The 24,227-nt window shown below is 64.0% G+C and carries 22 protein-coding genes and 1 tRNA gene; 14 read left to right on the forward strand and 9 right to left on the reverse strand.

Going from position 1 to position 24,227, the window contains the following annotated elements; all coding sequences use genetic code 11:
• The first annotated feature begins 1 nt into the window (after position 1).
• Together FCL40_RS14915 and nadA are read left to right on the forward strand one after the other, a co-directional pair.
• Positions 2–1,576 carry a dihydrolipoyllysine-residue acetyltransferase gene (locus FCL40_RS14915; protein WP_136854101.1) on the forward strand — a complete coding sequence of 525 codons (1,575 nt, stop codon included), beginning with the start codon at positions 2–4 and terminating at the stop codon, positions 1,574–1,576.
• Between the two features lie 182 nt (positions 1,577–1,758).
• Positions 1,759–2,823 (forward strand): quinolinate synthase NadA, encoded by a 1,065-nt coding sequence (nadA, locus tag FCL40_RS14920; RefSeq protein WP_136854102.1) that lies wholly within the window; start codon positions 1,759–1,761, stop codon positions 2,821–2,823.
• Positions 2,824–2,880: 57 nt separating this feature from the next.
• Here the strand turns inward: nadA and FCL40_RS14925 are convergent, their stop codons facing one another.
• A complete protein-coding gene (locus FCL40_RS14925) occupies positions 2,881–3,435 on the reverse strand; it encodes a prepilin-type N-terminal cleavage/methylation domain-containing protein (RefSeq protein WP_169307147.1) in 555 nt (184 codons plus the stop codon).
• Between the two features lie 144 nt (positions 3,436–3,579).
• Between FCL40_RS14925 and FCL40_RS14930 the strand changes: the two genes are divergently transcribed.
• The 8 genes from FCL40_RS14930 (at position 3,580) to FCL40_RS14965 (ending at position 12,652) form a co-directional block, all read left to right on the forward strand.
• Positions 3,580–4,359 carry a CHAD domain-containing protein gene (locus FCL40_RS14930; RefSeq protein ID WP_136854104.1) on the forward strand — a complete coding sequence of 260 codons (780 nt, stop codon included), beginning with the start codon at positions 3,580–3,582 and terminating at the stop codon, positions 4,357–4,359.
• Between the two features lie 216 nt (positions 4,360–4,575).
• Positions 4,576–4,663, forward strand: a tRNA-Ser gene (locus FCL40_RS14935).
• Positions 4,664–5,096: 433 nt separating this feature from the next.
• Entirely contained in the window at positions 5,097–5,801 is a 705-nt protein-coding gene (locus tag FCL40_RS14940) for a class I SAM-dependent methyltransferase (RefSeq protein WP_205729147.1), read from the forward strand.
• Positions 5,802–5,882: 81 nt separating this feature from the next.
• Positions 5,883–6,332 carry an FKBP-type peptidyl-prolyl cis-trans isomerase gene (locus tag FCL40_RS14945; protein WP_136854159.1) on the forward strand — a complete coding sequence of 150 codons (450 nt, stop codon included), beginning with the start codon at positions 5,883–5,885 and terminating at the stop codon, positions 6,330–6,332.
• 602 nt (positions 6,333–6,934) lie between these two features.
• The gene (locus FCL40_RS14950; protein WP_136854105.1) at positions 6,935–8,143 is read left to right on the forward strand and encodes an acetyl-CoA C-acetyltransferase; all 1,209 of its coding nucleotides are present in this window, start codon (positions 6,935–6,937) and stop codon (positions 8,141–8,143) included.
• An 11-nt stretch (positions 8,144–8,154) separates the two neighbouring features.
• A complete protein-coding gene (locus FCL40_RS14955; protein ID WP_136854106.1) occupies positions 8,155–10,287 on the forward strand; it encodes a 3-hydroxyacyl-CoA dehydrogenase NAD-binding domain-containing protein in 2,133 nt (710 codons plus the stop codon).
• Positions 10,288–10,334: 47 nt separating this feature from the next.
• Positions 10,335–11,483 (forward strand): acyl-CoA dehydrogenase family protein, encoded by a 1,149-nt coding sequence (locus FCL40_RS14960; RefSeq protein ID WP_136854107.1) that lies wholly within the window; start codon positions 10,335–10,337, stop codon positions 11,481–11,483.
• Complete coding sequence (locus tag FCL40_RS14965; RefSeq protein ID WP_136854108.1) at positions 11,480–12,652, forward strand: CaiB/BaiF CoA transferase family protein; 1,173 nt, start codon at positions 11,480–11,482, stop codon at positions 12,650–12,652. The genes FCL40_RS14960 and FCL40_RS14965 overlap by 4 nt, the downstream gene beginning before the upstream one ends.
• A gap of 61 nt (positions 12,653–12,713) precedes the next feature.
• Here the strand turns inward: FCL40_RS14965 and FCL40_RS14970 are convergent, their stop codons facing one another.
• The 8 genes from FCL40_RS14970 to FCL40_RS15005 all read right to left on the reverse strand — a co-directional run bounded on the left by FCL40_RS14970 (position 12,714) and on the right by FCL40_RS15005 (position 19,603).
• Positions 12,714–13,247 (reverse strand): NUDIX hydrolase, encoded by a 534-nt coding sequence (locus FCL40_RS14970; protein WP_136854109.1) that lies wholly within the window; start codon positions 13,245–13,247, stop codon positions 12,714–12,716.
• Between the two features lie 120 nt (positions 13,248–13,367).
• Positions 13,368–15,452 carry a flagellar biosynthesis protein FlhA gene (gene flhA / locus FCL40_RS14975; RefSeq protein ID WP_136854110.1) on the reverse strand — a complete coding sequence of 695 codons (2,085 nt, stop codon included), beginning with the start codon at positions 15,450–15,452 and terminating at the stop codon, positions 13,368–13,370.
• A 9-nt stretch (positions 15,453–15,461) separates the two neighbouring features.
• The gene (gene flhB / locus FCL40_RS14980) at positions 15,462–16,592 is read right to left on the reverse strand and encodes a flagellar type III secretion system protein FlhB (protein WP_136854111.1); all 1,131 of its coding nucleotides are present in this window, start codon (positions 16,590–16,592) and stop codon (positions 15,462–15,464) included.
• On the reverse strand, positions 16,589–17,368 hold the full coding sequence (gene fliR, locus FCL40_RS14985) for a flagellar biosynthetic protein FliR (RefSeq protein WP_136854112.1): 780 nt from the start codon (positions 17,366–17,368) through the stop codon (positions 16,589–16,591). Before fliR ends, flhB begins: the two co-directional genes overlap by 4 nt.
• 3 nt (positions 17,369–17,371) lie before the next feature.
• Complete coding sequence (locus FCL40_RS14990; RefSeq protein ID WP_136854113.1) at positions 17,372–17,641, reverse strand: flagellar biosynthetic protein FliQ; 270 nt, start codon at positions 17,639–17,641, stop codon at positions 17,372–17,374.
• Positions 17,642–17,645: 4 nt separating this feature from the next.
• Entirely contained in the window at positions 17,646–18,380 is a 735-nt protein-coding gene (fliP, locus tag FCL40_RS14995; protein ID WP_136854114.1) for a flagellar type III secretion system pore protein FliP, read from the reverse strand.
• Positions 18,373–18,735, reverse strand: coding sequence for a FliM/FliN family flagellar motor switch protein (locus FCL40_RS15000; protein WP_136854115.1), 363 nt, complete (start codon positions 18,733–18,735; stop codon positions 18,373–18,375). The genes fliP and FCL40_RS15000 overlap by 8 nt, the downstream gene beginning before the upstream one ends.
• 1 nt (position 18,736) lies before the next feature.
• Entirely contained in the window at positions 18,737–19,603 is an 867-nt protein-coding gene (locus FCL40_RS15005) for a FliM/FliN family flagellar motor switch protein (RefSeq protein ID WP_136854116.1), read from the reverse strand.
• Positions 19,604–20,051: 448 nt separating this feature from the next.
• On the opposite strand from FCL40_RS15005, the gene FCL40_RS15010 reads away from it, so the two are divergent.
• The 4 genes from FCL40_RS15010 to fliF are packed head-to-tail and all read left to right on the forward strand — an operon-like array spanning position 20,052 to position 24,227.
• Complete coding sequence (locus FCL40_RS15010; RefSeq protein WP_169307149.1) at positions 20,052–20,930, forward strand: MotY family protein; 879 nt, start codon at positions 20,052–20,054, stop codon at positions 20,928–20,930.
• The gene (locus tag FCL40_RS15015) at positions 20,927–22,234 is read left to right on the forward strand and encodes a sigma-54 interaction domain-containing protein (RefSeq protein WP_136854118.1); all 1,308 of its coding nucleotides are present in this window, start codon (positions 20,927–20,929) and stop codon (positions 22,232–22,234) included. The genes FCL40_RS15010 and FCL40_RS15015 overlap by 4 nt, the downstream gene beginning before the upstream one ends.
• Before the next feature lie 16 nt (positions 22,235–22,250).
• Positions 22,251–22,568, forward strand: a complete 318-nt coding sequence (gene fliE, locus FCL40_RS15020; protein ID WP_136854119.1) for a flagellar hook-basal body complex protein FliE — start codon at positions 22,251–22,253, stop codon at positions 22,566–22,568.
• A 9-nt stretch (positions 22,569–22,577) separates the two neighbouring features.
• The gene (gene fliF / locus FCL40_RS15025; RefSeq protein WP_136854120.1) at positions 22,578–24,227 is read left to right on the forward strand and encodes a flagellar basal-body MS-ring/collar protein FliF; all 1,650 of its coding nucleotides are present in this window, start codon (positions 22,578–22,580) and stop codon (positions 24,225–24,227) included.

Genomic DNA, 24,227 nt, shown 5'->3' on the forward strand with positions numbered 1-24,227 from the left:
CATGATTAAGGAATTTATCCTGCCGGACATCGGCGAAGGCGTCGTCGAGTGTGAGGTGATGGATTGGCTGGTGGCCGAGGGTGACGAGATCAAAGAGGATCAGGTGGTCGCCGAGGTGATGACCGACAAGGCCCTGGTGGAGATCCCCGCCCCGTTCGACGGCAAGGTGGTCAAACTGCACTATAAGAAGGGCCAGGTGGCCAAGGTGCATGAGCCGCTGTTCTCGGTGGAACTCAATGGCGCCAGCGCCGAGGTGGCGGCACCCGCGCCGACCACTGCGGCCCCGGTGGCTGACGCCCCCAAGACCCGGCCTGCCGCCCCCCAGGGGGAGCAGGTGGAGGAGTTTATCCTGCCGGACATCGGCGAGGGGATCGTCGAGTGCGAAGTGGCCGACTGGCTGGTGAGCGAAGGGGATCAGGTGGTCGAGGACCAGCCCATCTGTGACGTGATGACCGACAAGGCGCTGGTGCAGATCCCGGCGGTGAAGAGCGGCATCATCCACAAGCTGCACTACCAGAAGGGGGAGATCGCCAAGGTGCATGAGCCGCTGTTCTCCCTGAAGGTGAGCGGCGGTGCCGAGAGCACACCGGTCGAGGCCGCCAAGTCTGACCCGCAGGCAGCCAAGGCCGAGGCTCCTAAGGTGGTGGATCGCCAGATCGCCGCCGACAGCGGCGCCGTGGCCCAGGGCAAGGCCCTGGCCAGCCCGGCGGTGCGGCGCATGGCTCGCACCCTCAATGTGAACCTTGCCGAGGTGCCCGGCAGCGGCAAGAACGGCCGGGTCTATAAGGAGGATATCCAGGCCTTCGTCGATGGTCCCGGCCAGCCGGCGCCGATCGCTCAGCCCATGGCACAAGCGGTTGCCCCCGCCTCTGCGGACCGGGTCGAGCCGATCCGCGGCATCCAGGCGGCCATGGCCAGGCAGATGACCGCCTCGGTACAGACCATTCCCCACTTCACCTATTGCGAGGAGCTGGATCTCACCGAGCTGGTGGCCCTGCGCGCGTCTCTGAAGCAGCGCTACGCCGACAAGGGGATCAAGCTGACCCTGATGCCCTTTATCATCAAGGCGATGTCGGTGGCCGCCAAGGAGTACCCGGTACTCAATGCCCAGGTCAACGACGACTGCAGCGAGATCACCTACAAGGGGGATCACAACATCGGTATGGCGGTGGACGGCAAGATGGGGCTGATGGTGCCCAACGTCAAGAAGGTGCAGCAGAAGTCGATCATCGAGGTGGCTCAGGAGGTGACCCGGTTGACCAGCGCCGCCCGAGATGGCCGGGTTTCCCCGGAGGATCTCAGGGATGGCACCCTGTCGGTGTCCAACATCGGCGCCCTGGGCGGCACCGTGGCCACCCCGATCATCAACAAGCCTGAGGTGGCCATCGTCGCCCTGGGCAAGCTGCAAACCCTGCCCAGGTTCAATGGCAAAGGCGAGGTGGAAGCGCGCACCATCATGCAGGTGAGCTGGTCCGGCGATCACCGGGTGATCGACGGCGGCACCATTGCCCGCTTCTGCAACCTGTGGAAGTCACTGCTGGAGAACCCGGCGGAGATGATGCTGCACCTGAGCTGATCGGTTCAAGCGGGCCCCTCGGGGCCCGCTTCCCTGTTTGGCCCCCATGACGCGGCACCCGCCAGGCACATCCCCGCCGTCACGACGCTTTTGCTACCCTTAATCGATTTTGTGACTTAGCACGGTGGTCCTAATTAGGTATAATGGCTTCAGACCCAACCTGGAGGCTGTTGTAAAGAATCATGATGGAAGTCCCTCAACTGGACGATATGCACTTTCCCTTCCCGCCCAAGCCGGCCAAGCTGAGCGACGAGGAGAAGGCGCAGTATCGTGAGCGCATCAAGACCCTGCTGAAGCAGAAAGACGCCGTCCTGGTGGCGCACTACTATACCGATCCCGAGATCCAGGCCCTGGCCGAGGAGACCGGCGGTTGTGTGGCCGATTCCCTGGAGATGGCCCGCTTCGGCAATGAGCACCCGGCCAAGACCCTGGTGGTGGCGGGTGTGCGCTTCATGGGGGAAACCGCCAAGATCCTCACCCCGGAGAAGCGGGTGCTGATGCCCACCCTGGAGGCCACCTGTTCCCTGGACCTGGGGTGTCCCGCTGACACCTTCGGTGAGTTCTGCGACCAGCATCCGGACCATACCGTGGTGGTGTACGCCAACACCTCCGCCGCGGTCAAGGCCCGGGCCGACTGGGTGGTGACCTCCTCCATCGCCCTGGAGATCGTCGAGCACCTGGACAGCGAAGGCAAGAAGATCATCTGGGGGCCTGATCGTCACCTGGGTGGCTATATCGCCAAGCAGACCGGTGCCGAGATGCTGATGTGGCAGGGCCACTGCGTGGTGCACGACGAGTTCAAGTACCGCGCCCTGGTGGATTTGAAGAAGCAGCATCCCGACGCCGCCATCCTGGTGCATCCGGAGTCTCCGGATTTCATCGTCGAGATGGCCGACGCGGTGGGCTCCACCAGCCAGTTGATCAAGGCCAGCCAGGAGCTGCCCAACGACACCTTCATCGTGGCCACCGACCGCGGCATCTTCTACAAGATGCAGCAGCTCTCCCCGGAGAAGCGCTTCATCGAAGCGCCCACCGGTGGTGACGGGGCCACCTGCCGCAGCTGTGCCCACTGTCCCTGGATGGCGATGAACGGCCTGCAGGCGATCGAGCGCTGCCTGAACACCGACGACCTGGCCGATCACGAGGTGTTTGTGGACCCGGCCCTGGCGGAGAAGGCGATGATTCCTCTGAACCGGATGCTGGACTTCGCCGCCGAGTTGAGGCTCAAGGTGAAGGGCAACGCCTGATCCTAGGCGGGAACGAAGAACGGGGCGTCACGCCCCGTTTTTTATGGGTGCGTCCGCTCAGAAGCGGGTGGTGACATCGCCGGTGAGGCCGTTGTAGCTCAGCCTCGGGCTGGCGACCCCCTGACCGGAGGCCACGTAGTAGAGTTCACATCGATGGACATCGGCGTAGTGGATCACCAGGGTCATGGCGTCCGACGCCGCCTGGTAGTCGGCATCACTGTGATTGACCGCGCTGGTGTTGTGCTCCGGCAACGGGCTCAGCAATCCCTCCAGGGTCTGCAGACAGTCGTCAAAGTCACTGATACGGCCATCCCCCAGGCCCGCCTCAGGGTAGCAGCTGCCTAGGGTACTGGAACGCAGCCCCAGATCGGGGAAATCCAGGCCGCCGCCCACTCCCAGGTCTCCCTGGCCCTGAATGTCGCCGCCCCTGGCCATGCACAGTCCATGGAACTGCCCCACTGCGGAGCTGAACGCACCGAACAGGCCGCGGGCTTGAGCCTGGTGGGTGTCATCACTGATGGCGATAAGCCGTGAAGCGACGGCCAGGGCCAGCAGGGCCAGCAGGATGATCACCACCGTCAGTTCGGTCAGGGTAAAGCCGCGTTGTGACAAGGGCGCGCTCCGCAATGTTTGTCGTGTTCCACGAGAATAGGGGCAGTGGGCCTCGGGGTAAAGCCTTATCGGCTTAGATTTAAAAGGCAGGCTGACTCGGGTTCGGCGTCTAGACTAAACACAGTCGATGCCAGGAGGTGAGTTATGGCGAGCCGCGTGATCCCGGAACTGCAGCCAAGGTTGGCGGCCCTGTATCTGCAAGCCCTGGAGCAGGGGAGGGCGATGGCGCCCGACGGGGATGGCGAGCCGCTGCACCGCTATCGGGTGGCGCTGCGCAAATTGCGCTGCCTGCTGAAGCTGTACCGCCGCCACTTTCCCGAGGAGGTGGTGACCGCGCTGCTGGCCAGCGCAGCCCAGCAGGGGCGCGTCAGCAATGAGATGCGGGATCTGGATGTGTTGGCCGTCACCCTGGGTCGTACGCATCCCCTGTCCCCCCAGGTGGCTCGTTGGCGCTCCGACGCCTTTGCACGGCTGTTCCTGGCCCTGGGGCAGTTGAAGCGCGAGCGGCAGCTGTGTCTGAGCTGTCTGTCCCTGCCCTGGGGCAAAGGCCGGGACTCCTTCGAAACGGTGACCGACAAGGTGGCGCAAAAGCTGGCCCACAAGGTAAAGAGGGATCTGGCCAGGGCCCTGAGCAGCGGAGAGGCGGAGGATTGGCACCGTCTGCGGTTGAGGATCAAGGCGCAACGCTATCTGAAGGAGGTGTGCCAGCCCCACAAGCCCTGGAGTCGGGAGAGGGCGCTGCAGGATGTCCTGGGGGCGTTCAACGACAGTTGTAGCCAGATCGCGTTTTTGCAGTCGAAACTGGATGACACCAACCCGCCGCTGCGGCGGCAACTGGCGTCGCTGCTGGAGCAAACTCAGCTGAAGAAACAGCGGCAACTGGCGGCATTGAACAGCCATTCCTGGCAGGGTGAACAAAATTAGAGCATTCAACAGAAAAACCGAAAAAAGCATTTGCAATCCCCGTCCCGCCTCCCTAATATACGCATCCGCAGCAACGATGAAGCATCGCTGTTTGCAACAATCTGGTTAGGTGTACGAGTGGCTGCAGCAGCGCAGCTTAACCACGCCACGGGCGGGGCTCTCAGCCAACTAGCCGCGAGTTAGATTTGAGCTCGTAAAACAACAAATCAACAATATGGTTAGGTGTCCGAGTGGCTGAAGGAGCACGCCTGGAAAGTGTGTATACGGCAACGTATCGAGAGTTCGAATCTCTCCCTAACCGCCATATAAACAAAAAGCCCCTGCACCAAGTGCAGGGGCTTTTTGTTTATGCGCGTTCGGGGAGGACTTGGTTCAAACTCTCCAGTTCGAAACGAAGCGAAGAATGAGCGAAGTAACGCCGAAGGCGATCATCTCTCCCTAGTTCGGCCGCAGGTCGGTGAGTCGAAGCTCGGTGCAGGGGCTTTTTCTTTATGCGCGTTACGGGAAGACTTGGTTTGAAACGCAGTAACGCCGCAGGCGGTCGTTCTTCAGTTCGCAACAAAGCGAAGCATCCGCTTGGTGCCACCGAAGGCGTCTCTCTCCCATACGGGTTGGCACGATGCCACATCGACCAGCCATGCCGCGGGTCTTCCCGAGTCCCTCCGATGACCGCCCTGTTATCCAATTGCGACTATCCTTGAGGGTTATTGTCCGCAATTGCGCTTCGGGGAGGGGATGTGTCTCTGACCAGGGTGTTGGCCCGCCGCTTGGTGAATTACGAGGATCATCGTTGCCTGGGTGCCAGGCTGCGCCGAGCCCGGCTCGAACCGCTGCTGGGGATGATCCGGCAACTCTCCTCTCGCTGCCGGAGTGTCCGCCTGCTGGATCTCGGTGGCACCGAGGAGTATTGGCGGATGCTGCCGGACAGCTTCCTGTCGCAGCACCGGGTGGAGATCACCCTGGCCAACCTGCCAGAGCAGGACCTGCCGGAAAACCACGGCCGTTTTCGTTTCCTGGTGGCCGATGGCTGTGATCTGAGCCGGCACGAGGACAACAGCTTCCACCTGGTGCATTCCAACTCGGTGATTGAGCATGTGGGAGAGTGGTCGCGGATGAAGCAGTTTGCCTCCGAGGTGGCCAGGGTGGGGCAAGGCTACTTTGTGCAGACCCCCCATTACTGGTTTCCGGTGGAGCCCCACTGCCTGACCCCGTGTTTCCACTGGCTGCCACGCCCCTGGCGATTGGCCCTGGTGCAGCGCTTTGCCCTGGGCAACTGGCCGAGGGCCGCCGGTCTGGATGATGCGGTGCGCATTGTCGACAGCGCCAGGTTGCTCAACCGGCCGATGATGGCGCAGCTGTTTCCCGGGGCCAGTCTGCTCGATGAGCGGCTGGCCGGACTGCCCAAGTCGATCATCGCCATCCGGCCTCCCTCTTTGTCTTGAGCCTGGGTCTTCCCCCCTGTTACCATCAAATCTGTTTAGATATCGAGAGGATAAACCGTGTCCAAGTACTTAATTATCGCCATGGTGATCGCCCTGATCGGCTACTTCTTCTACAAGAGCCAGCTTCACGGCAAGGTGGCCCAGGAAAATGTGCGCATCGGCGATGAGTTCATGGAGGAGAATGGCAAGCGGGACGGTGTGATCACCACCGACAGCGGCCTGCAGCTGCTGGTGCTTCAGCCCGGAGCCGGTGCGGTTCACCCGACTGCCAAGGACAAGGTGCGGGTGCACTACCACGGCACCCTGCTGGACGGTACCGTGTTTGACAGCTCGGTCGATCGTGGTGAACCCATCGAGTTCAAGCTGAATCAGGTGATCCCCGGCTGGACCGAGGGGGTTCAGCGCATGGTCGAGGGGGAGAAGACCCGCCTGTTTATCCCCGCCCGCCTGGCCTACGGCAACCGCGGCGTGGGCAAGATCCCCCCCGGCTCCCTGCTGATCTTTGAGGTGGAGCTGCTGGCGATCAATTGATGCCAGATTATGGCAAGGGCGCCCCTGGATTCCGGTTCAGGGGCGCTTTTTTGTGCTGTGTCTTAAATAACTGCTGCTCACCAACCAACCTTGTTCTTGTTGCGCTCAGCAAGAGCCGGTAAATCCTGTTCAAGAAGAACATCAGGAACCCGTGTCTGTCGAAATCAGTATCGAGTATGGAGACATGCTGGAGGCCCCATAAAGCCCTTGCAAACACAGCCTCTGGATACCGGCGTGACTGTGCTTGAGGTAGCCGTGGAGGGTTGAATCCATGCTGTACGAACCTGCAAATGACTCCTGAGACCTACTACCAGGTACTCGCTGCGCCACACGAACAGTCGTCACCCTGACGAACGTCAGGGTCCAGTGCTTGTTGAAATGAGCAGCAACTCCCCGCTCATGTTTGAGCGTGTCATGACAGGGGCTAGCCCGGTAAAGCCAAGGCATGGCATAACTTAAACAGCTAACTCAGACACAGCCCTTTTTGTGTCCGGTCATCCCTGGGTGAGCAGTAAGGTCACTGCCTTTGACGAGAAAGGTCATTATCAAATCCCGCTGCCTTGCCTAGAGTGATAACAGGTTCATTTCAGCAAGGATGATTGATGACACAGCACGCCTATCTTTTCGATGCCATCCGCACTCCCAGGGGGCGAGGCAAAGCCTCCGGGGCCCTGTACGAGGCCAAGCCCATCTCACTGCTGACCGGATTGCTCCTCAGTTTGCAGCAGCGTAATGGTTTCGATACCCGGGCCGTGGACGATGTGGTTCTCGGCTGTGTGTCCGCCGTGGGGGATCAGGGGGCGGACATCGCCAAGACCGCCACCCTGGCCGCCGGCTGGGACGATGATGTCGCCGGGGTGACCCTCAACCGCTTCTGCGCCTCCGGGCTGGAGGCGGTCAACATGGCGGCGATGAAGGTGCGCTCCGGCTGGGAGCAACTGGTGGTGGCCGGCGGGGTTGAGTCGATGTCGCGGGTGCCCATGGGCTCAGACGGCGGCGCCTGGGCCAATGATCCCGCCACCAACCTGACCACCGGCTTCATGCCCCAGGGGATCGGCGCCGACCTCATCGCCACCCTGGATGGTTACTCCAGGAAGGATCTGGACCTGTTCGCCCAGCGCTCTCATCAGAATGCGGCGTCCGCCTGGAAGCGGGGTGCCTTTGCCCGCAGCCTGGTGCCGGTGACCGATCAGAATGGCCTGGTCCTGCTGGACCACGATGAGCTGGTGCGGCCCGACTGCAGCCTGGAGACCCTAGGGGGCCTCACCCCCTCCTTCCAGGCCCTGGGGGAGGTGGGCTTCGATGAGGTGGCCCGGGCCAAATATCCCCAGGTGGAGCGCATTGACCACCGGCACACCCCGGGCAACGCCTCCGGCATCGTCGACGGCGCCGCTCTGGTGCTGGTGGGCAGCGAGGCGGCGGGCCAGAGGTTCAACATGATCCCCCGGGCCAGGGTGATTGCCACCGCGGTGGTGGGCAGCGATGCCACCATCATGCTCACCGGCCCGGCTCCGGCGGCCCGCAAGGCGCTGGCCCTGGCCGGGCTGAGCTCGGATGATATCGACCTGTATGAGGTGAACGAGGCGTTTGCCTCGGTGGTGCTGCGCTTCATCAACGAGATGGACGTGCCCCTGGAGAGAGTCAACGTCAACGGCGGGGCCATCGCCATGGGCCATCCCCTGGGGGCCACCGGCGCCATGATCCTCGGCACCCTGCTCGATGAGTTGGAGGTCAGGGATCTGCAGCGGGGGATGGCCACCCTGTGTGTGGGTGGCGGCATGGGCATTGCCACCATCATCGAGCGAGTCTGAGGGAGTAGAGCATGAGCAGCGTACGAATCGAACTGGAGAGTGACGGCATCCTGCAGCTGGTGCTGGATAAACCCGGCGCCTCCGCCAATCTGATGGACCAGGCTTTTGCCGAGGACCTGGCCACCACGGTGAAAGCCATCGAGACGATGAGCTACACCGGCATTATCCTGCGTTCCGCCAAGCGCACCTTCTTCGCCGGGGGCGACCTGGGGCAGATAGCCCAGGTGACCCGGGACGGCGCCGAGCCCTTCTTCAATATGGTGGAGTCGATCAAGGCCAGTCTGCGCGTCCTGGAGACCGGCGGCAGGCCGGTGGTGGCCTGCATCGGCGGCGCCGCCCTCGGCGGCGGTTGGGAGCTGGCTCTGGCCTGCCATCATCGTATCGCCCTGGACAGCAAGGGGGTGAATGTCGGGCTGCCCGAGGTCACCCTGGGGCTGCTCCCCGGTGGCGGAGGCGTGGCCCGCACCGTGCGCATCTTCGGTTTGCAGCAGGCGCTGCCGCTGCTGACCGAGGGACGCCAGTTCTCCCCGGTCCAGGCGCTGGAGACGGGGCTGGTGCACCAGTTGGCGCAGTCTGAGCAGGGGATGCTGCAGCTGGCCAGGGAGTATATCCAGGCCCATCCCAAGGCGGCTCAGCCCTGGGATGAAAAGGGCTATCGTCTGCCCGGAGGCAATCCCGGCTCCCCCAAGGTGGCGCAGATGCTGGCGCTGGCTCCGGCCATGCTGCGCAAGAAGACCAAGGGGGTGATGCCCGCCCCGGAGGCGATCCTCTGCGCCATGGTGGAGGGGGCCCAGGTGGATTTCGACACCGCCTGCCGCATCGAGTCCCGCTACTTTGTCCAGCTGGTGTGCAGCCAGCAGGCGAAGAACCTGATCAACACCTTCTGGTTTGAGCTCAACGCCATCAAGGGGGGCGCCGGACGTCCTCCGGAGTTCGCCCCCTCCAGGGTGACCCGGGTCGGGGTGCTGGGGGCCGGGATGATGGGGGCCGGCATCGCCTATGCCGCCGCCTCCAGAGAGATGGAGGTGGTGCTGAAAGACATCAGCCTGGAGCTGGCCCACAAGGGCAAAGCCTACAGTGAGGGGCGGATGGCGAAGCGGGTTGAGCGGGGGCGCAGCAGCGAGGCCCAGGCTCGGCAGCTGCTCGAGCGCATCCGGCCGACGGAATCGGTAGCGGATCTGGTGGGGTGTGAGCTGGTGATCGAGGCGGTATTCGAAAACCGCTCGCTCAAGGCCCAGGTGACCCGGGAGGCGGAGGCGGTGCTGGCCGACCATGCACTGATGGCCTCCAACACCTCCACCCTGCCCATTACCGGCCTGGCCCAGGCATCGACGCGACCGGAGAACTTCATCGGCCTGCACTTCTTCTCCCCGGTGGACAAGATGCCCCTGGTGGAGATCATCTGCGGCCAGCAGACCTCGCCCGAGTCCCTGGCCCGGGCCTATGACTTCGTGCTGCAACTGGGCAAGACGCCGATCGTGGTCAACGACAGCCGCGGTTTCTTCACCTCCCGGGTGTTCGCCACCTTCACCAACGAGGGGATCGCCATGCTGGCGGAAGGGGTGGCTCCGGCCGCCATCGAGAATGCCGCCTGGCTGGCGGGGTTCCCGGTGGGGCCGCTGGCGGTCTCCGACGAGGTCAGCCTGACCCTGATGGAGAAGATTCGAAATCAGACGGAGGCGGATTTGGCCGAAGAGGGGATTACCGCGCCGCCCAGGGAGTCGGACCCGGTGATCGACCGCATGCTGGAGCTGGAGCGGGCGGGCAAGGCCGTGGGGCAGGGGTTCTACGACTACCCCCAGGGGAAGAAGAAGCGACTGTGGAGCGGCCTGGGCGGGCACTTCCCCCAGGCGGAGGTGCAGCCCGATGTGCAGCAGCTTAAGGATCGGCTGCTGTTCATCATGGCGGTGGAGACGGCGCGCTGCCTGGAGGAGGGGGTGCTGGGTCATCGTCGCGATGCCGACGTGGGCTCCATCTTCGGCATTGGTTTTCCCGCCTGGAGCGGGGGCGCCATCCAGTTTATCGATCATCTGGGGGCCGCGGCCTTCGTGGCCCGGGCCGACGAGCTGGCCGACAACCACGGCGAGCGCTTCCGGGTGCCCGACGGCTTGAGAGCGCGCGCTACCAAGGGGCAGGGCTACTAGGCAAAGATCAACAGACCCTGACACCAACTGATTTCAAGGAGGAGAGTATGTTTCCAAGAACCCTGTTTGACAGTGACCATCAACTGTTTCGCGACAGCGTCCGCCGCTTCCTGGAGGCGGAGGTGCTGCCCTTCCACGCCCAGTGGGAGAAGGAGGGCTGCGTCGACCGCAGCCTGTGGCTCAAGGCGGGGGAACAGGGGTTTCTCTGTCCAACCCTGCCTGAGGCCTATGGCGGGGTGGGGGTGGATTTTCGCTACAACGTCATCATCAACGAGGAGATCGCCCGGATGGGGGCGTCTGGACTGGGCTGGGGGCTGCACTCGGACATCGCCGTGCCCTACCTCCTCCACTATGGCAGTGAGGCCCAGAAGCGGCGGCTGTTGCCCGGTTGCATCAGCGGCGAGTTGGTGACCGCCATCGCCATGACTGAGCCGGGCACCGGCTCGGACCTGCAGGGGATCCGCACTCGTGCCGAGCGTGTTGGCGACGGCTGGCTGCTCAGTGGCGCCAAGACCTTCATCACCAATGGTCAGCACGCCGACCTGGTGATCGTAGTGGCCCGCACCGATCCCGGTGCCGGCTCCCGGGGCTTCAGCCTGTTCCTGGTGGAGGCGGGAATGGCCGGGTTCAGCCGCGGCAGCAATCTGGAGAAGATCGGCATGAAGGCCCAGGACACCTCGGAGCTGTTCTTCGACAGTGTGCGCCTGCCCTCCGACGCCCTGCTGGGGGAGGAGGGGGCCGGTTTCGCCTACCTGATGCGGGAGCTACCCCAGGAGCGGCTGTCGGTGGCCAGCAACGCGGTGGCCAATGCCGAGTCGATCCTGGCGCAGACGGTCGCCTACGTGTCTGAACGACGCGCCTTCGGCAAGCCCATCGCCGCCCTGCAGAACACCCAGTTCAAATTGGCGGAGTGCCGCACCAAGCTGGATGCGGCCCGGGTGTTTACCGACCGCTGCATCGAACTGCACCTGGAGGGCAGGTTGGATGCGGCCATGGCTGCCGAGGTGAAGCTGCTCACCACTGAGCTTCAGGGTGAGGTGCTGGATGAGTGCCTGCAGTTGCACGGCGGCTATGGCTACATGTGGGAGTACCCGGTGGCCCGGGCCTGGGCCGATGCCAGGGTACAGCGGATCTACGCCGGCACCAGTGAGGTGATGAAACTGATCATCGCCCGCAAGATGCTGGAGCAGCAATGAGCCCCGAAGCCAGTGGCCCCCTGACCGGCCTCAAGGTGCTGGATTTCTCCACCCTGTTGCCGGGGCCCTTCGCCAGCCAGCTGCTGGCGGACATGGGGGCCGAGGTGATCCGCATCGAGTCCCCCTCCAGGCCGGATCTGCTCAGGCAACTGAGCCCCAGGGTGGGCGGGGAGTCGGCGGCGCACCTTAGCCTCAACCGCAACAAGCGCAGCCTGGCGCTGGATCTCAAGGCGCCGGAGGCCAGGGCGGTGGTGCGGCGGCTGGTGGCGGAGCACGACATCCTGCTGGAGCAGTTCCGTCCCGGGGTGATGGCCCGCCTGGGGCTGGATTACCCCAGTCTCAGTGAGTGTAACCCGGCGCTGATCTACTGCTCCCTCACCGGCTATGGCCAAAGCGGGCCCCTGGCCAGCCGGGCCGGGCACGACATCAACTACCTGGCGTTGTCGGGACTGGCCAGCTACAGCGGCCGCAGGGAGCCGGTGCTCGGCGGTACCCAACTGGCGGATCTGGCCGGAGGCTCCCAGCAGGCGGTGATCGCCATCCTGGCGGCGCTGTTTGAGCGCCAGCGCAGCGGCCGGGGTCAGCATCTGGATGTCGCCATGGCCGAGGGGGCCCTGGCCCTCAACGCCCTGGCCGCGGCGGCGGTGGGAGCGGGGGCGCCGGTCCCCGGACCGGGCACTGAGGTGCTGAACGGAGGCGGCGTCTACGACTATTACGCCACCGCCGATGATCGTTACCTGGCGGTGGGGGCCCTGGAGCCCCAGTTTGCCCTGGCCTTTTTCCGGGCCATCGGCCGGCCCAAATGGGCATCGCAGGCATCGGCCACTGCAGGTCAGCAGGCCCGGCTGAAGGGGGAGATTGCCGAAGTGATCGCCGGTCAGACGCTGGCGTATTGGCAGCAGGTATTCGCCCCCCTGGACTGCTGCGTCGAGCCGGTACTGACCCTGGATGAGGCCATGGCTCATCCCCAGTTCGTCGAGCGCGGCATGGTGAGGCAGGTCGATCATCAGGGGCAGAAACTGACTCAGCTGGCCTGCCCGCTGAACCGGGAGCAGCAAATCCGTCCGGGCGCGGCCCTGGGCGAGGATAGCCTGGCGGTGCTCAGGGAGCTGGGCTTCGGCGAGGAGGAGGTTGCCGATCTGGCCCGCCTCGGGGTGATCGCCGGTTAGGGCAGGCCCCCTTGAGCCGCAACGAGAGAGGGCGCCTGAGGCGCCCTCTCTGCTGTCTGGGTTAAGCGACCCGTTCCCGGTTTGCCTCCAGCCGGGCTGCCAGGTACTCCAGCAGCCAGGTTTCCCGCTGGATCGACAGGCCTGCCTTGGGGCTGGCGGCCATGGTCTTGTGGTTGTGGGCGATGGCGTCGTGGATGTTCACCCACAGCGGGCGCATGCCGTTCTGCCGCTCGTAGTGCTCCAGCAGGGTGTCGCCCAGCTCGCGATCGGCGCGGCACCGATAGCAGTAGGAGTGCATCCGCTGGTTGTCGGCGTCCTCCTTGTACCATGGGCGCAGCTCTTCATAGAGCCCGAGTTCCTCAAGGATGGCCAGGTTGGTGGCGCCGGTCTCCTCGGCCACCTCGCGCAGCAGCGCCTGCTCCAGACTCTCTCCCGGATCCACCCCGCCACCGGGCAGGCTGTAGTCCTCGTAGCGCTGGGTGTAGAGCAGCAGAATCTGTTCGCCGTCGAGGATGGCGGCCCGCACCGCCTGGCGCAGGGTCTCGCTGCCCTGGGGGATGGCGTCAGGATGGGTGGTGCTGTTCAAGCGCTGCATCTGGGGGTCTCCGGCAATCAAAGCGGGTCATTGTACGCAAAGGGGCTGGGGGAGAAAAGGGCCCCGCAGCCGGATGCTCTGCGGGGCCCAAAAGCCACTCCCTGGCGTGGAGAAGCAAGATCAGGGGGTGAGCTGGGCGGCGATCTCCAGTTCGCGGGTTTCCGGGACCTCGTTGTAGGAGAGCACGTTGAGGCCGCGGGCGAAGGCCAGGGCGTAGCGGCCCAGCAGCGGTCGCAATTGAGGTGCCACCAGCAGCAGCGGCGGCAGGCCCTGCTGGCGGGCGGCGGCCAGGTGCTCCGGCATCGCCTGCTGCAGCTTCGCCAGCAGTTGCGGATCCACCGGGAAGGAGTCCAGAGCCACCTGGCCACCCTGTTGCGCCTGGTTGAGGGCGGTGAGCAGCTGCTGTTCGATCTCGGGGGCCAGGGTGATGACGCTGAGCTTGTCGCTGTCGCCGGCGATCTGGTGCACCAGGTTGTGCTTGAGGGCGCAGCGCACATCGGCAGCCAGCAGCACCGGGTCCTTGGTGGTCTCGCTGCTCTCGAGCAGGGTGGTGGCGACGGTGCGGATATCCTTCAGGGAGACCTGTTCCCGCAGCAGCAGTCGGAAGGTTTTCAGCTGCTGTACCGGGGTCAGGGCGGTGGACAGCGCCTCCGACAGCTTGGGGGCGACCAGGGCCAGTCGCTCCCCCAGGGCGGCAATGTCATCGTGCTGCAGCATATTGGGTAGGGCTTCGCGCAGCAGCTTGCTGACGTGGGTGGCGATGATGGTGGCGTGATCCACCACCGAGTACCCCAGATTCAGCGCCTTGGCCTTGTCGGCGCCGTCGATCCAGATGGCGTCCATCTGATAGGCGGGATCCTTGGTGATGATCCCCTCGATGTTGCCGTAGACCGGCCCGCTCTGGATCGCCAGCAGCCGTTCGGGCTGCAGCTCCTCCTGGGCCAGGGGGGTGCCCAGGATGGCGATCTGGTAGCCGTTGGGCGGAAGGGAGAGGTTATCTCGCACTCTCACCTCGGGCAGCAGGAATCCGGCCTGCTCCGACAGGGTACGGCGGATGCCGGTGAGGCGCTTGATCAGCTCGGCCCCCTGGCTGCGGTCCACCAGGTGGACCAGGCGATAGCCCACCCCCAGTTCGATGATGTCGGTGTGCGGCAGCGCCTCCCAACTGGGCTGGGCGGGCTCGTTGATCAGCTCCTGCGCCTTCTCCTCTACCTCCTCCAGAGGAGAGGCGGGTGCCAACTGTCCCTGGCGCAGGGCGACGAAGCCGATGACTCCGGCGAAGGAGAGGAACACCAGGGCCGGCATGCCGGGCACCAGGCCCAGGATCGCCATCACCCCGGCGGCGGTGCCCAGCACCTTGGGGTTGGCCAGCAACTGACGGGAGAGCTGCTTGGGCATCTCCTCGGCGTCGGAGACCCGGGTCACCACGATGGCGGCGGCGGTGGCCAGCAGCAATGACGGGATCTGGGCCACCAGGCCGTCACCTATGGTCAGCAGGGCGTAGGTCTTGAACGCCTCGGCGGCGCCGAGATCGTACATGAACACGCCGATGCAGATGCCGCCAATGATGTTGATCGCCAGGATCAGGATGCCGGCGATGGCGTCCCCCCGGACAAACTTGGAGGCACCGTCCATCGCCCCGTAGAAGTCCGCTTCCCGGGCCACCTCCTGGCGCCGTTTCCTGGCCTGATCCTGGGTCAGGGTGCCGGCGTTGAGATCGGCGTCGATGGCCATCTGCTTGCCGGGCAGGGCATCGAGGGTGAAGCGGGCCGAGACCTCGGAGATGCGCTCGCCGCCCTTGGTGATCACCACGAAGTTGATGATCATCAGGATCAGGAACACCACCGCGCCCACCACGTAGTTGCCGCCAATCACCACCTCACCGAACGCCTGGATCACCTTACCGGCGGCGTCGCCGCCCTGGTGGCCCTCGATCAGCACCACCCGGGTCGAGGCGACGTTCAGGGTCAGCCGCATCAGGGTGGCCAGCAGCAGCAGGGTGGGGAAAACGGAGAACTCCAGGGGCCGGCGAATGGACACGGACACCAGCAGCACCAGGATAGCCAGGATAATGTTGAAGGTGAACAGGATATCCAGCAGCCAGGGTGGCAATGGCAGAATCACCATGGCCAGGATAGCCAGCAGCATCACCGGGATGCCCATAAAGCCTTTGTTGTCAGTCAGTGCCTGTAGCAGCCGTGTCATCGGTTATCCTCAATCGTGACGCAGGTGTTGGGGAATATGAAACTGGGGCAGGGGCTCGGGGCGCCCCTGTGTGCCCTGCCTGAACGCCTTCAACTGCAGCACATAGCTGAGCACGTGGGCGATGGCGTGGTAGAGCTGGGACGGGATCTGCTGTTCCACCTGGGTGGAGTAGTAGATGGCCCGGGCCAGAGGCGGCGCGCTGACCACCTCCAGTTGGTATTTTGGTGCCAGTGACCGCATGTACAGCGCCACCTCATCGACCCCCTTGGCCAGCACATAGGGGGCGTCGGCGCGCTCGGGGTCGTACTTCAGCGCCACCGCGTAGTGGCTGGGGTTGACCAGCAGCACATCGGCCTGGGGAAGCGCCACTTCCGCCCGGCCTCGGGCCATCTTCTGCTGCAGCTGGCGGATGCGCGATTTGACCTCGGGTTTGCCCTCCTGCTGCTTGTGCTCATCCTTAACCTCCTGCTTGCTCATCTTCAGCTTTCGTCGGTGGCTCCAGAGCTGATAGGGCAGGTCGATGAGGCCGACCACCGCCACGGCCCCCGCCAGCCAGTAGAGGCCGGTGGTCAGCAGATCTGAGGCCCGCTCCAGAGCCAGGGGCAACGGCTGGCGGGCCAGGTGGGGCAGGGAGACCCAGACCTGGCGCAGGTAGAGCCCCATGGTGCCGGCAATCAACACCACCTTGAGGACTGACTTGCCCAGCTCCGCCAGGGCATTGAGAGAGACCAGCCTGCCGAAGCCGGCGATCAGGCTGATGCGGCTGAGCTTGAACCCGGCGTTGTTCAGGCTCAGCAGTGGCCCTCCCGGCAGGGAGGCCGCGGCGGCGGTGAGCAGGTAGAGCCCGGCCAGCAGGGGGACCAGGGCCTGAAGCAGCATCAGCAGTGCCAGCCCCAGATGCTGCTGCATCATCCCCGCCACCTCGAGATCCTCACGGGTCAGCGACAGGTTGTCGGCGCTGACCCCCTGAATAAAGCTGGCCAGGTAGCCGCTGCCGCCGTCGAGCAGGGTGGCCGCCCCCAACAGCAGCACGGCGCTGGCAAAATCCTTGGAGCGAGCAACCTGGCCCTGCTCCCTGGCCTTCCTCAGGCGGCTGGCCGTGGGTTGTTCGGTTTTGTCGCCGCCCTGCTGATTGCTCATGGCGTTCCCCCGATGGCGTGCAGCATCGCCCGCAGGGCATCACTGGTGAGTTCGCTGTAGAGACTGGGCAGCCCGGTGAACACCAGCAGCAGGCACACCAGGCCCATCATCATCGACATGGGGAAACCCAGGGCAAAGATGTTGAAACTGGGGGCGGCCCGGCTGAGCACCCCGAAGGTGAGGTTGACCAGCAGCATGGCGGTGACGGCGGGAATGGCCAGGGTCAGGGCGGCGGCAAACATCCATCCCAGACGCTGGACCAGATGCTCCAGCGGCAGGTTCAGCACACCGCTGCCTACCGGCCACAGGGTGAAACTGTCCACCAGGATCCCCAGGGCCACCAGATGCCCCTCCAGCACCAGGAACATCAGGATGCCGTAGAGCATCAGCAGCTGGCTGATGATGGCCTGGCTCATGCCGTTCACCGGGTCGTTCATGACCGCCATGGAGAGGCCCATCTGCATCGACACCACCGACCCCAGCACCGTGAGGGCGTGCAGCAGCAGCAACAGCGGAAACGCCAGGATGATGCCGGTGAGGATCTGCTCGGCGGCCAGCAGCGCCGCGGTCAGGGAGGTGGCATCCACCTGGGGCGGCGCTGGCACCATGGGGGCCATCACCACCGACAGCACCAGGGCAAGCAGGATCTTGGCCCGCATCGGCAGGTGGGCGCTGGAGAACATCGGCAGCACGGTGAAGGCCCCCATCAGCCGGCAGAAGGGCCACCAGACGTGTCCCAGCAGGCTGCCCAGTTCGGCGCTGGTAAGGGTCAGCATGGCCTAGCCGATGAGGTAGGGAATGTCATGGAACAACCTCTGGAACAGGTCGATGAGCTGCCGCAGCAGCCAGTGGCCGGCGAACAGTACCATCAGCAGGGTCATGATCAGCTTCGGCAGGAAGCTCAGGGTCTGCTCGTTTACCTGGGTGGCCGCCTGGAACACGGCGATCAGGATCCCCAGCGCCAGGCCGGGCAGGATCAGCACCGCCACCATATTCACCACCAGCAGTACGGCATCGGCAAACAGAGTACTGAGTACTTGGGTATCCATAGGGCTATCCGAAGCTGGCGGCCAGGGTGCCGACGGTCATGCTCCAGCCATCGGCCAGGACAAACACCATCAGCTTGAAGGGCAGGGAGATGATCAGCGGCGACAGCATCATCATCCCCATGGACATCAACACGCTGGCCACTACCAGGTCGATGACCAGGAAGGGCAGGAACAGCAGGAAGCCGATCTGGAAGGCGGTCTTGAGCTCACTGAGCACGAAGGCGGGCATCAGGGTCAGAAACGGCACCTCATCCGGGGCCAGGTCCAGTGATTCGCCGGAGATGCGTATCATCTGCTCCAGATCGGACTCCCGGGTCTGGGCCAGCATGAAGCCGCGCAGGGGCACCTCGGCCCGCCGGGCGGCCTCTACTATGCTGATCTCGCCGCCATCATAGGGCTTGACTGCGTCGGCGTAGATCTGCTCGCCCACTGGGCGCATGATGAACAGGGTGAGAATCAGGGCGATCCCCAGCAACACCTTGTTGGGGGGGCTCTGCTGCAGCCCCAGCGCCTGGCGCAGCACCGCCAGTACCACGATGATGCGGGTGAAGCTGGTGGCCATCAGCAGCAGAGCCGGCAGCAGGCTGATGGCGGTCATCAGGGCCAGGATCTCCAGCTTGATGTTGACCGCCTGGGATTGATCGCCGTCGTCCAGGGTCAGCAGGGTCAGCCCCTCGGCGCCAACGGCGAAGGGCAATGCCAGCAGCAGCAGCGGCCAGAAGCGGCCCAACTTAGCCATCGATCCCGCCGGCCACCTTGGTGTTTTCCACTTCAAGCAACCGGACGCCGTAGCGGCCGTTGACCTCCACCACCTCTCCCCGGCCCAGCAGGGAACCGTTGACCCGCAGATCCAGGGGCTCCCCGACCATGCGGTCCAGGGTGATGACGTCCCCCTCGCCCAGGGTAGTCAGCTCACCGAGGGTCATCTCGGCGCTGGCCAGCTCCAGTGATACCTGTACCGGCAGCTGCTGAAAGAAGCCCATGTCCCGTTTTGGGCGGGACGGTGCGCTGGCCGATGGCGCCGATTCCGGCAGCTCCTCCTCCAGCAGATCATCCAGCAGCAGATCGTCGTCGAGCAGGTTGTCTTCAACCACGTTAATACTCCTCAGCTTTATGGGCATCCTGGTTGAGCTTCGCCACCAGTTTGCCGTCTTGGGCATGCACGCTGGCATAGAACTGGGTACGGCCACCGATGGCCACCGGGCAGCGCGCGTGCAGATGGATGGGCAGGATATCGCCCTGTTTCAATTCGTTGAGTACCTGAACCGGCACCGCTTTGCGGGCCAGCTCCACCCTGGCCTGAACCGGAATCTGGGTCAGGCGCTGTTTCACCTTATTCTTCAGTTCCGGGTCGCTTTTGCGATCGCTGGGCTGTTCCGACAAAGAGCCCAGAAGCGCCTCGGAAACGTAGAGGCGGATCGGTTCAAAGGGGTGGCTTCGGGGCCACTCGAACCGCCAGCAAACCGGCGCCTGGACGCCGTCGAGACTGGGGAGCACCTCCAGATCCAGGCTCGCCATCGACAGCCTGGTCTTGGGTAGGGTGTCCAGGCTGGCGGCGACGATGCGGTGGGCCAGCCGTAGCTCTGAGTGGCTGATGGGGCGCAGGGGGCTGACCAGGCGCTGGCTGGCGCCGCCGTAATAGCTGCTGGCCAACTGGTCCAGGGTGCAGCGGTCGATGGCCAGCCAGGCCAGGGCGGTTCGGCCATGGCTCAGGACGAAGTTGGCATTGCCCTGAGCCGGCGGCAGAGGCTGTTCATCCAGTCTTACCCGGGTCGGGGTCGCCTGGCCGAGTCGCATCAGGGGCTTGAAGATCTGCAGTACCGCGTCGAGCATCTGGCTGTGACCCAGTTCCAGCTGCCGCACCAACCGGCTGCGGGCTAACTTTTCCTGGACCAGAACTACAGGCCTTACGGTCAGCTCCTTGCTATTTGCCAGGCGCTTTGCTTTTGCTGTTGTTTTCATCTGAAAAAGCTCATTTTCTGGCTCTTAAAAAAACTACCCAGGATTTCCGTTCCGCTTCCGGGGCGGAAAAAAATTTCCTCACCTCGAAAAACCATAATTCCGCATTAAATATTCAGTAGTGTTTTTTTATTGCGCGTTAATCGTGCTTATCTCACTCAAAATAAAAGTCAATAATCTGACTTGGTCAAAAAAATGCTTTTATTTTGCTACCTCGTTTCAGAGGTTCGGGCTACCATATCAAGGGTTTGCTGGGCGTTCAATGCGAATTTTCAATTGGCGTTTTCCTGCGAGATAAGTCTCTATTCTTCATTAAATTCCAGTTGATTTCTTTGGGTGAATAATAATAACCTCGTGAACTCTTTTAATTGCCCCGGCGACGATAATGCCTGCTTTTCTTAATAAGGTGATTTTGACGACTGTCGTTTTTCCGGCACTTGCTTTTGCTGGTATGTCTAATTTTGAGACGCCGCTAGAAAGAGCCGAATGGGAATTTGACGGTGACAAATTTGACTGCCGACTGACTCATGAAGTGGAAAACTTCGGCCGTTTCGTCTTGAGCCGCTCCGCCGGCCATGGGCTGGTGTTGGCACTGCAATCGGACTGGCTGCCCGACGACGGGCTGACCGCGACCTTCAGTCTGCAGCAACCGGGCTGGCAGCCGTCGGCACCCGAGCAGGGGGACCGGTTCGATGCCCGTTGGCATCGGGGCGAGGCAACCCTGGTTGCGGTGGCGGCCCCCTTTCTGCAGGCGCTGGAGCTGGGTTGGAACTGGCGGGCCGATCTGAACGATGGGGCGGGCCAGGGCTGGCGAGTGTCCAGCGCCAATGTCCATGGGCAGCCTGCGGCCCTGGAGATGCGCCGCTGCCTGAAGCGTCTGCTCCCCATGTCCTATGAGCAGGTGAGGCGCCTGGAGCTGAACTATGCCAGTGGCGGCATTGAGCCCCCAGGCCCTGCCGGTGAGCTGATCGCCGCCGCGGCCGCCTATGTCCAGGCCGACGCTCGCATCAAGCGGGTGCTGGTGGACGGCCACACCGACAGCGACGGCGACTCCCTGGCCAACCTGGTGCTCAGTCGCACCCGTGCCGACGAGGTTGCCGCCCGGCTGGTGGCCGCCGGGGTCGAGGCAGACAAGATCGAGATTCGTGGCCATGGGGAGCGATTTCCCATCGTCAGCAACGGTTCCAGTAAGGGGCGGGAGCGCAACCGCCGGGTCACCATCCGGCTGGTGATGGAGGAGCAACCGGCGACGGCGGCGGCTGACAACGGGGCCCCGGACATGAGTGCAACCCTGCCCAAAACCCTCAGTGATCAGGTAGACGGACAATGAATGACTACTCCATTCGAATCGTTGGATTCGAGCTCAGTGGCTGTGACCGGAAGCAACTGGATCTTCAGGGATTCAACCTGATCCCCGCCGACAGCAAGGGCTCCGCCTGGCTGACACTGGTCGGGCTTCAGGATTGTGCGCCGGAGCAGGTTGGTCGGCGCATGGCCGACGCCGCCGGCAGCCTTAAGGTGGCGCTGGTGGATCCCGATGCCGGCGAGGTGGCCAGTGCCGCCCTGAGCTGCGGCGCCCAGGACTACCTGCTTGCCCCGCTGGATCTGGAGCAGTTGCACCGGCTGATCCGCCGCCTCATTACCATTGAAACCTCCAGGGAAGACTTGGTGGCCGAGGCGCCGGCCAGCCGGCAGTTGCTGATGCTGGCTCACCGGGCGGCCTCCACCGAGGCCAGTGTCCTGCTCTCTGGCGAGAGCGGCACCGGCAAGGAGCAGCTGGCCCGCTACATTCATCGCCACTCCAGCCGGGCCGATCGTCCTTTTGTGGCGGTCAACTGCGCGGCCATCCCGGAGTCGATGCTGGAGTCGGTGTTGTTCGGTCATGCCAAGGGGGCGTTCACCGGTGCCGTAGCCGACAAGGCGGGTAAGTTCGAACTGGCCAACGGCGGCACCCTGTTGCTGGACGAGATCGGTGAGATGCCGATGATGCTACAGGCCAAGTTGCTGAGGGTGTTGCAGGAGCGGGAGGTGGAGAGGCTGGGGTGCCACAAACCCATCACCCTGGACATCCGCATCATCGCCGCCAGCAACAAGGATCTGCGCAAGGAGGCGACCGAGGGCAACTTCCGAGAGGACCTCTTCTACCGCCTGGATGTGCTGCCGCTGAATCTGCCGCCGCTGAGGGAGCGACGGGAGGACATCCTGCCTCTGGCGGAGCACCTGCTGGAGCGTCATAACCACCTGGCCGGTGACGACAGCTGTTACTTCAGCGAGTCCGCCCGGGCGGCGCTGCTGGCCCACGACTGGCCCGGCAATGTCCGCGAGCTGGACAACTGCGTACAGCGTGCCCTGGTGATGCGCCGGGGGACCGCCCTGCAGGCCCTGGAGCTGGGCCTTCCCAACCAGGTGCCGGTCACCGCCAGCGCCACCTCCGGCCAGGGGCTGCGAGCCTCTAAGCAACAGGCGGAGTTCCAGTACATCATCGACACCCTCAAGCGATTCAACGGCCATCGCAGCCGCAGTGCCGAAACCCTGGGGATGACCACCCGGGCACTGCGCTACAAGATGGCGCAGATGCGAGAGTCAGGCATCGATGTGGATGCCATTATCAAAAGCGCCGAATGCGCCGCGTAAAGGAAGCTGAGCAACCATGAGTATCATTACTGATCAATCGATGCTGGCGACCATGTCCCTGCACCGGGACCAGGCTGCCGGCATTATCAGGCCGGCGGAGGATCAGGCCCGACCGGGCAGTTTTTCCGATCTGATGAAGCAGAAGGTGGTTGGCGTCAATGCCGACCAGAACCTGGCGACCGCCCGCACTGCCGCGGTGGAGACCGGGGAAAGTGACGATCTGGTGGGGGCCATGGTGGCTTCCCAGAAAGCCAGCCTCTCATTCAGCGCCATGGTACAGGTACGCAACCGGTTGGTGGCGGCGCTGGATGAGATCATGAAGATGCCGATGTAGGGGAGTCCAATGTCGACCGTAATATCCCAATCCGCCCAACCCCTGGGGACACTGGAGGGCCTCAAAGGCGCCTGGCGCAAGTTCGCCCGCTCCGAAGGGGGCCAGGGTCAGGTGCTGCTGGTGTCTGTGCTGGCGGTGGTGGCCGCCGTAGTCATCGTCGTTGTGCTGTGGCGCTCCGGCGGCAACCTGCGTCCGCTCTATGGCAACCAGGAGGGCTACGACAGTGCCCGGATCATCGAGGTGTTGGAGTCCGAAGGGATCGACTACCAGATCGATGGTGGCAGCGGTCAGCTGCTGGTGGGTCACACCCAGGTGGGGACCGTGCGTATGGTCCTGGCGGCCCGTGGCATCAAGGCCCAGCTGCCGTCGGGCCTGGATGAGCTGACCAGTGACATCACCTCCAGCCAGTTTATGGAGCAGGCCAGATACCGCCACGGCCTGGAGGGGGAGATGGCCCGCACCATCATGGCGCTGGACTCTGTCAAGGCGGCGCGGGTCCACCTGGCGATTCCCAAGCGCACCCTGTTTGTCCGCAAGCAGGATGCCCAGGTGTCGGCGTCGGTGATGGTGGATCTTGAGCCGGGAACCACCCTGTCCCGCGGACAGGTGGCCGCGGTGGTCAACCTGGTGGCCGGCAGCGTACCCGGACTGGAGCCCGCTCGGGTCCAGCTGGTGGACCAGAGGGGCGAACTGCTGGCCGGTGACGACCCCATGGGGGACAACGCCAATGGTCTGAGTGTCCAACAGGTGGAGTACGGCCGCAACCTGGAACAGCAGCTGATCCAGCGGGCGGAGAGCATGCTGCTGCCGGTGCTGGGCCCCCGTCAGTACCGGGTGCAGGTCTCCGCCGACATCAACTTCGACCAGGTGGAGGAGACCCAGGAGAGCGTCGACCCCTCGGTGGTGCTGCTGCAGGAGAAGGTGCGCAGCAACCAGAACAACGGCTCCCTGGCCCTGGGGATCCCCGGTGCCCTGTCCAATCAGCCGCCGGAGCAGAATGCCAACGGCCAGGCGACGGCCAACCAGTCTACCACCCTGAGTGAGGAGTCCAGCCGCAGCTTCGAGGCGGGCCGTTCGGTGCGCCACACCAAGTACCAGAAGGCCCAGCTGCAGCAGCTGTCGGTGTCGGTGCTGCTCAATGAAAGGCCCGAGGGCGCCGAGCCCTGGACCCCGGCGCAGCAGGCGCAGATGGCCCAGATGGTCAAAGATGCCATCGGCTTCGATGACCGCCGTGGCGACCAGTTCTCCTTGTCGGTGTTCCCCTTCGCGGTGGTGGCCGAGACCCCGGTGGAGCCGCTGCCCTGGTGGCAACTGCCCGAATATACCCAGTACTTCCGCTACCTGATCGGGGGACTGGTGGCCCTGTGCCTCATCTTCTTTGTGCTCCGACCCATGGTTCGTCACCTGATCCGGGTCGAGCGGATGCCGGCCGAGGCGCCATCGGCCCCGGCGGCGGAGAGCGTGCCGGAACTGGCGCCGCCCCAGGAGGAGGAGGCCGTGCAGCAGGGGCTGACCAGCGCCATCGTGGCCCTGGGTCTGCCGGAACCCGGCTCGCCGCTGACGGTACAGCTGGAGCACCTTGGCCTGCTGGCCAAGGAGGAACCGGCCCGGGTGGCCGAAGTGATCTCGAAGTGGATTGGAGCTGAAAATCGTGACTAA

The sequence above is a fragment of the Ferrimonas sediminicola genome, from assembly GCF_005116715.1.
Classification (GTDB): Bacteria; Pseudomonadota; Gammaproteobacteria; order Enterobacterales; family Shewanellaceae; genus Ferrimonas; species Ferrimonas sediminicola.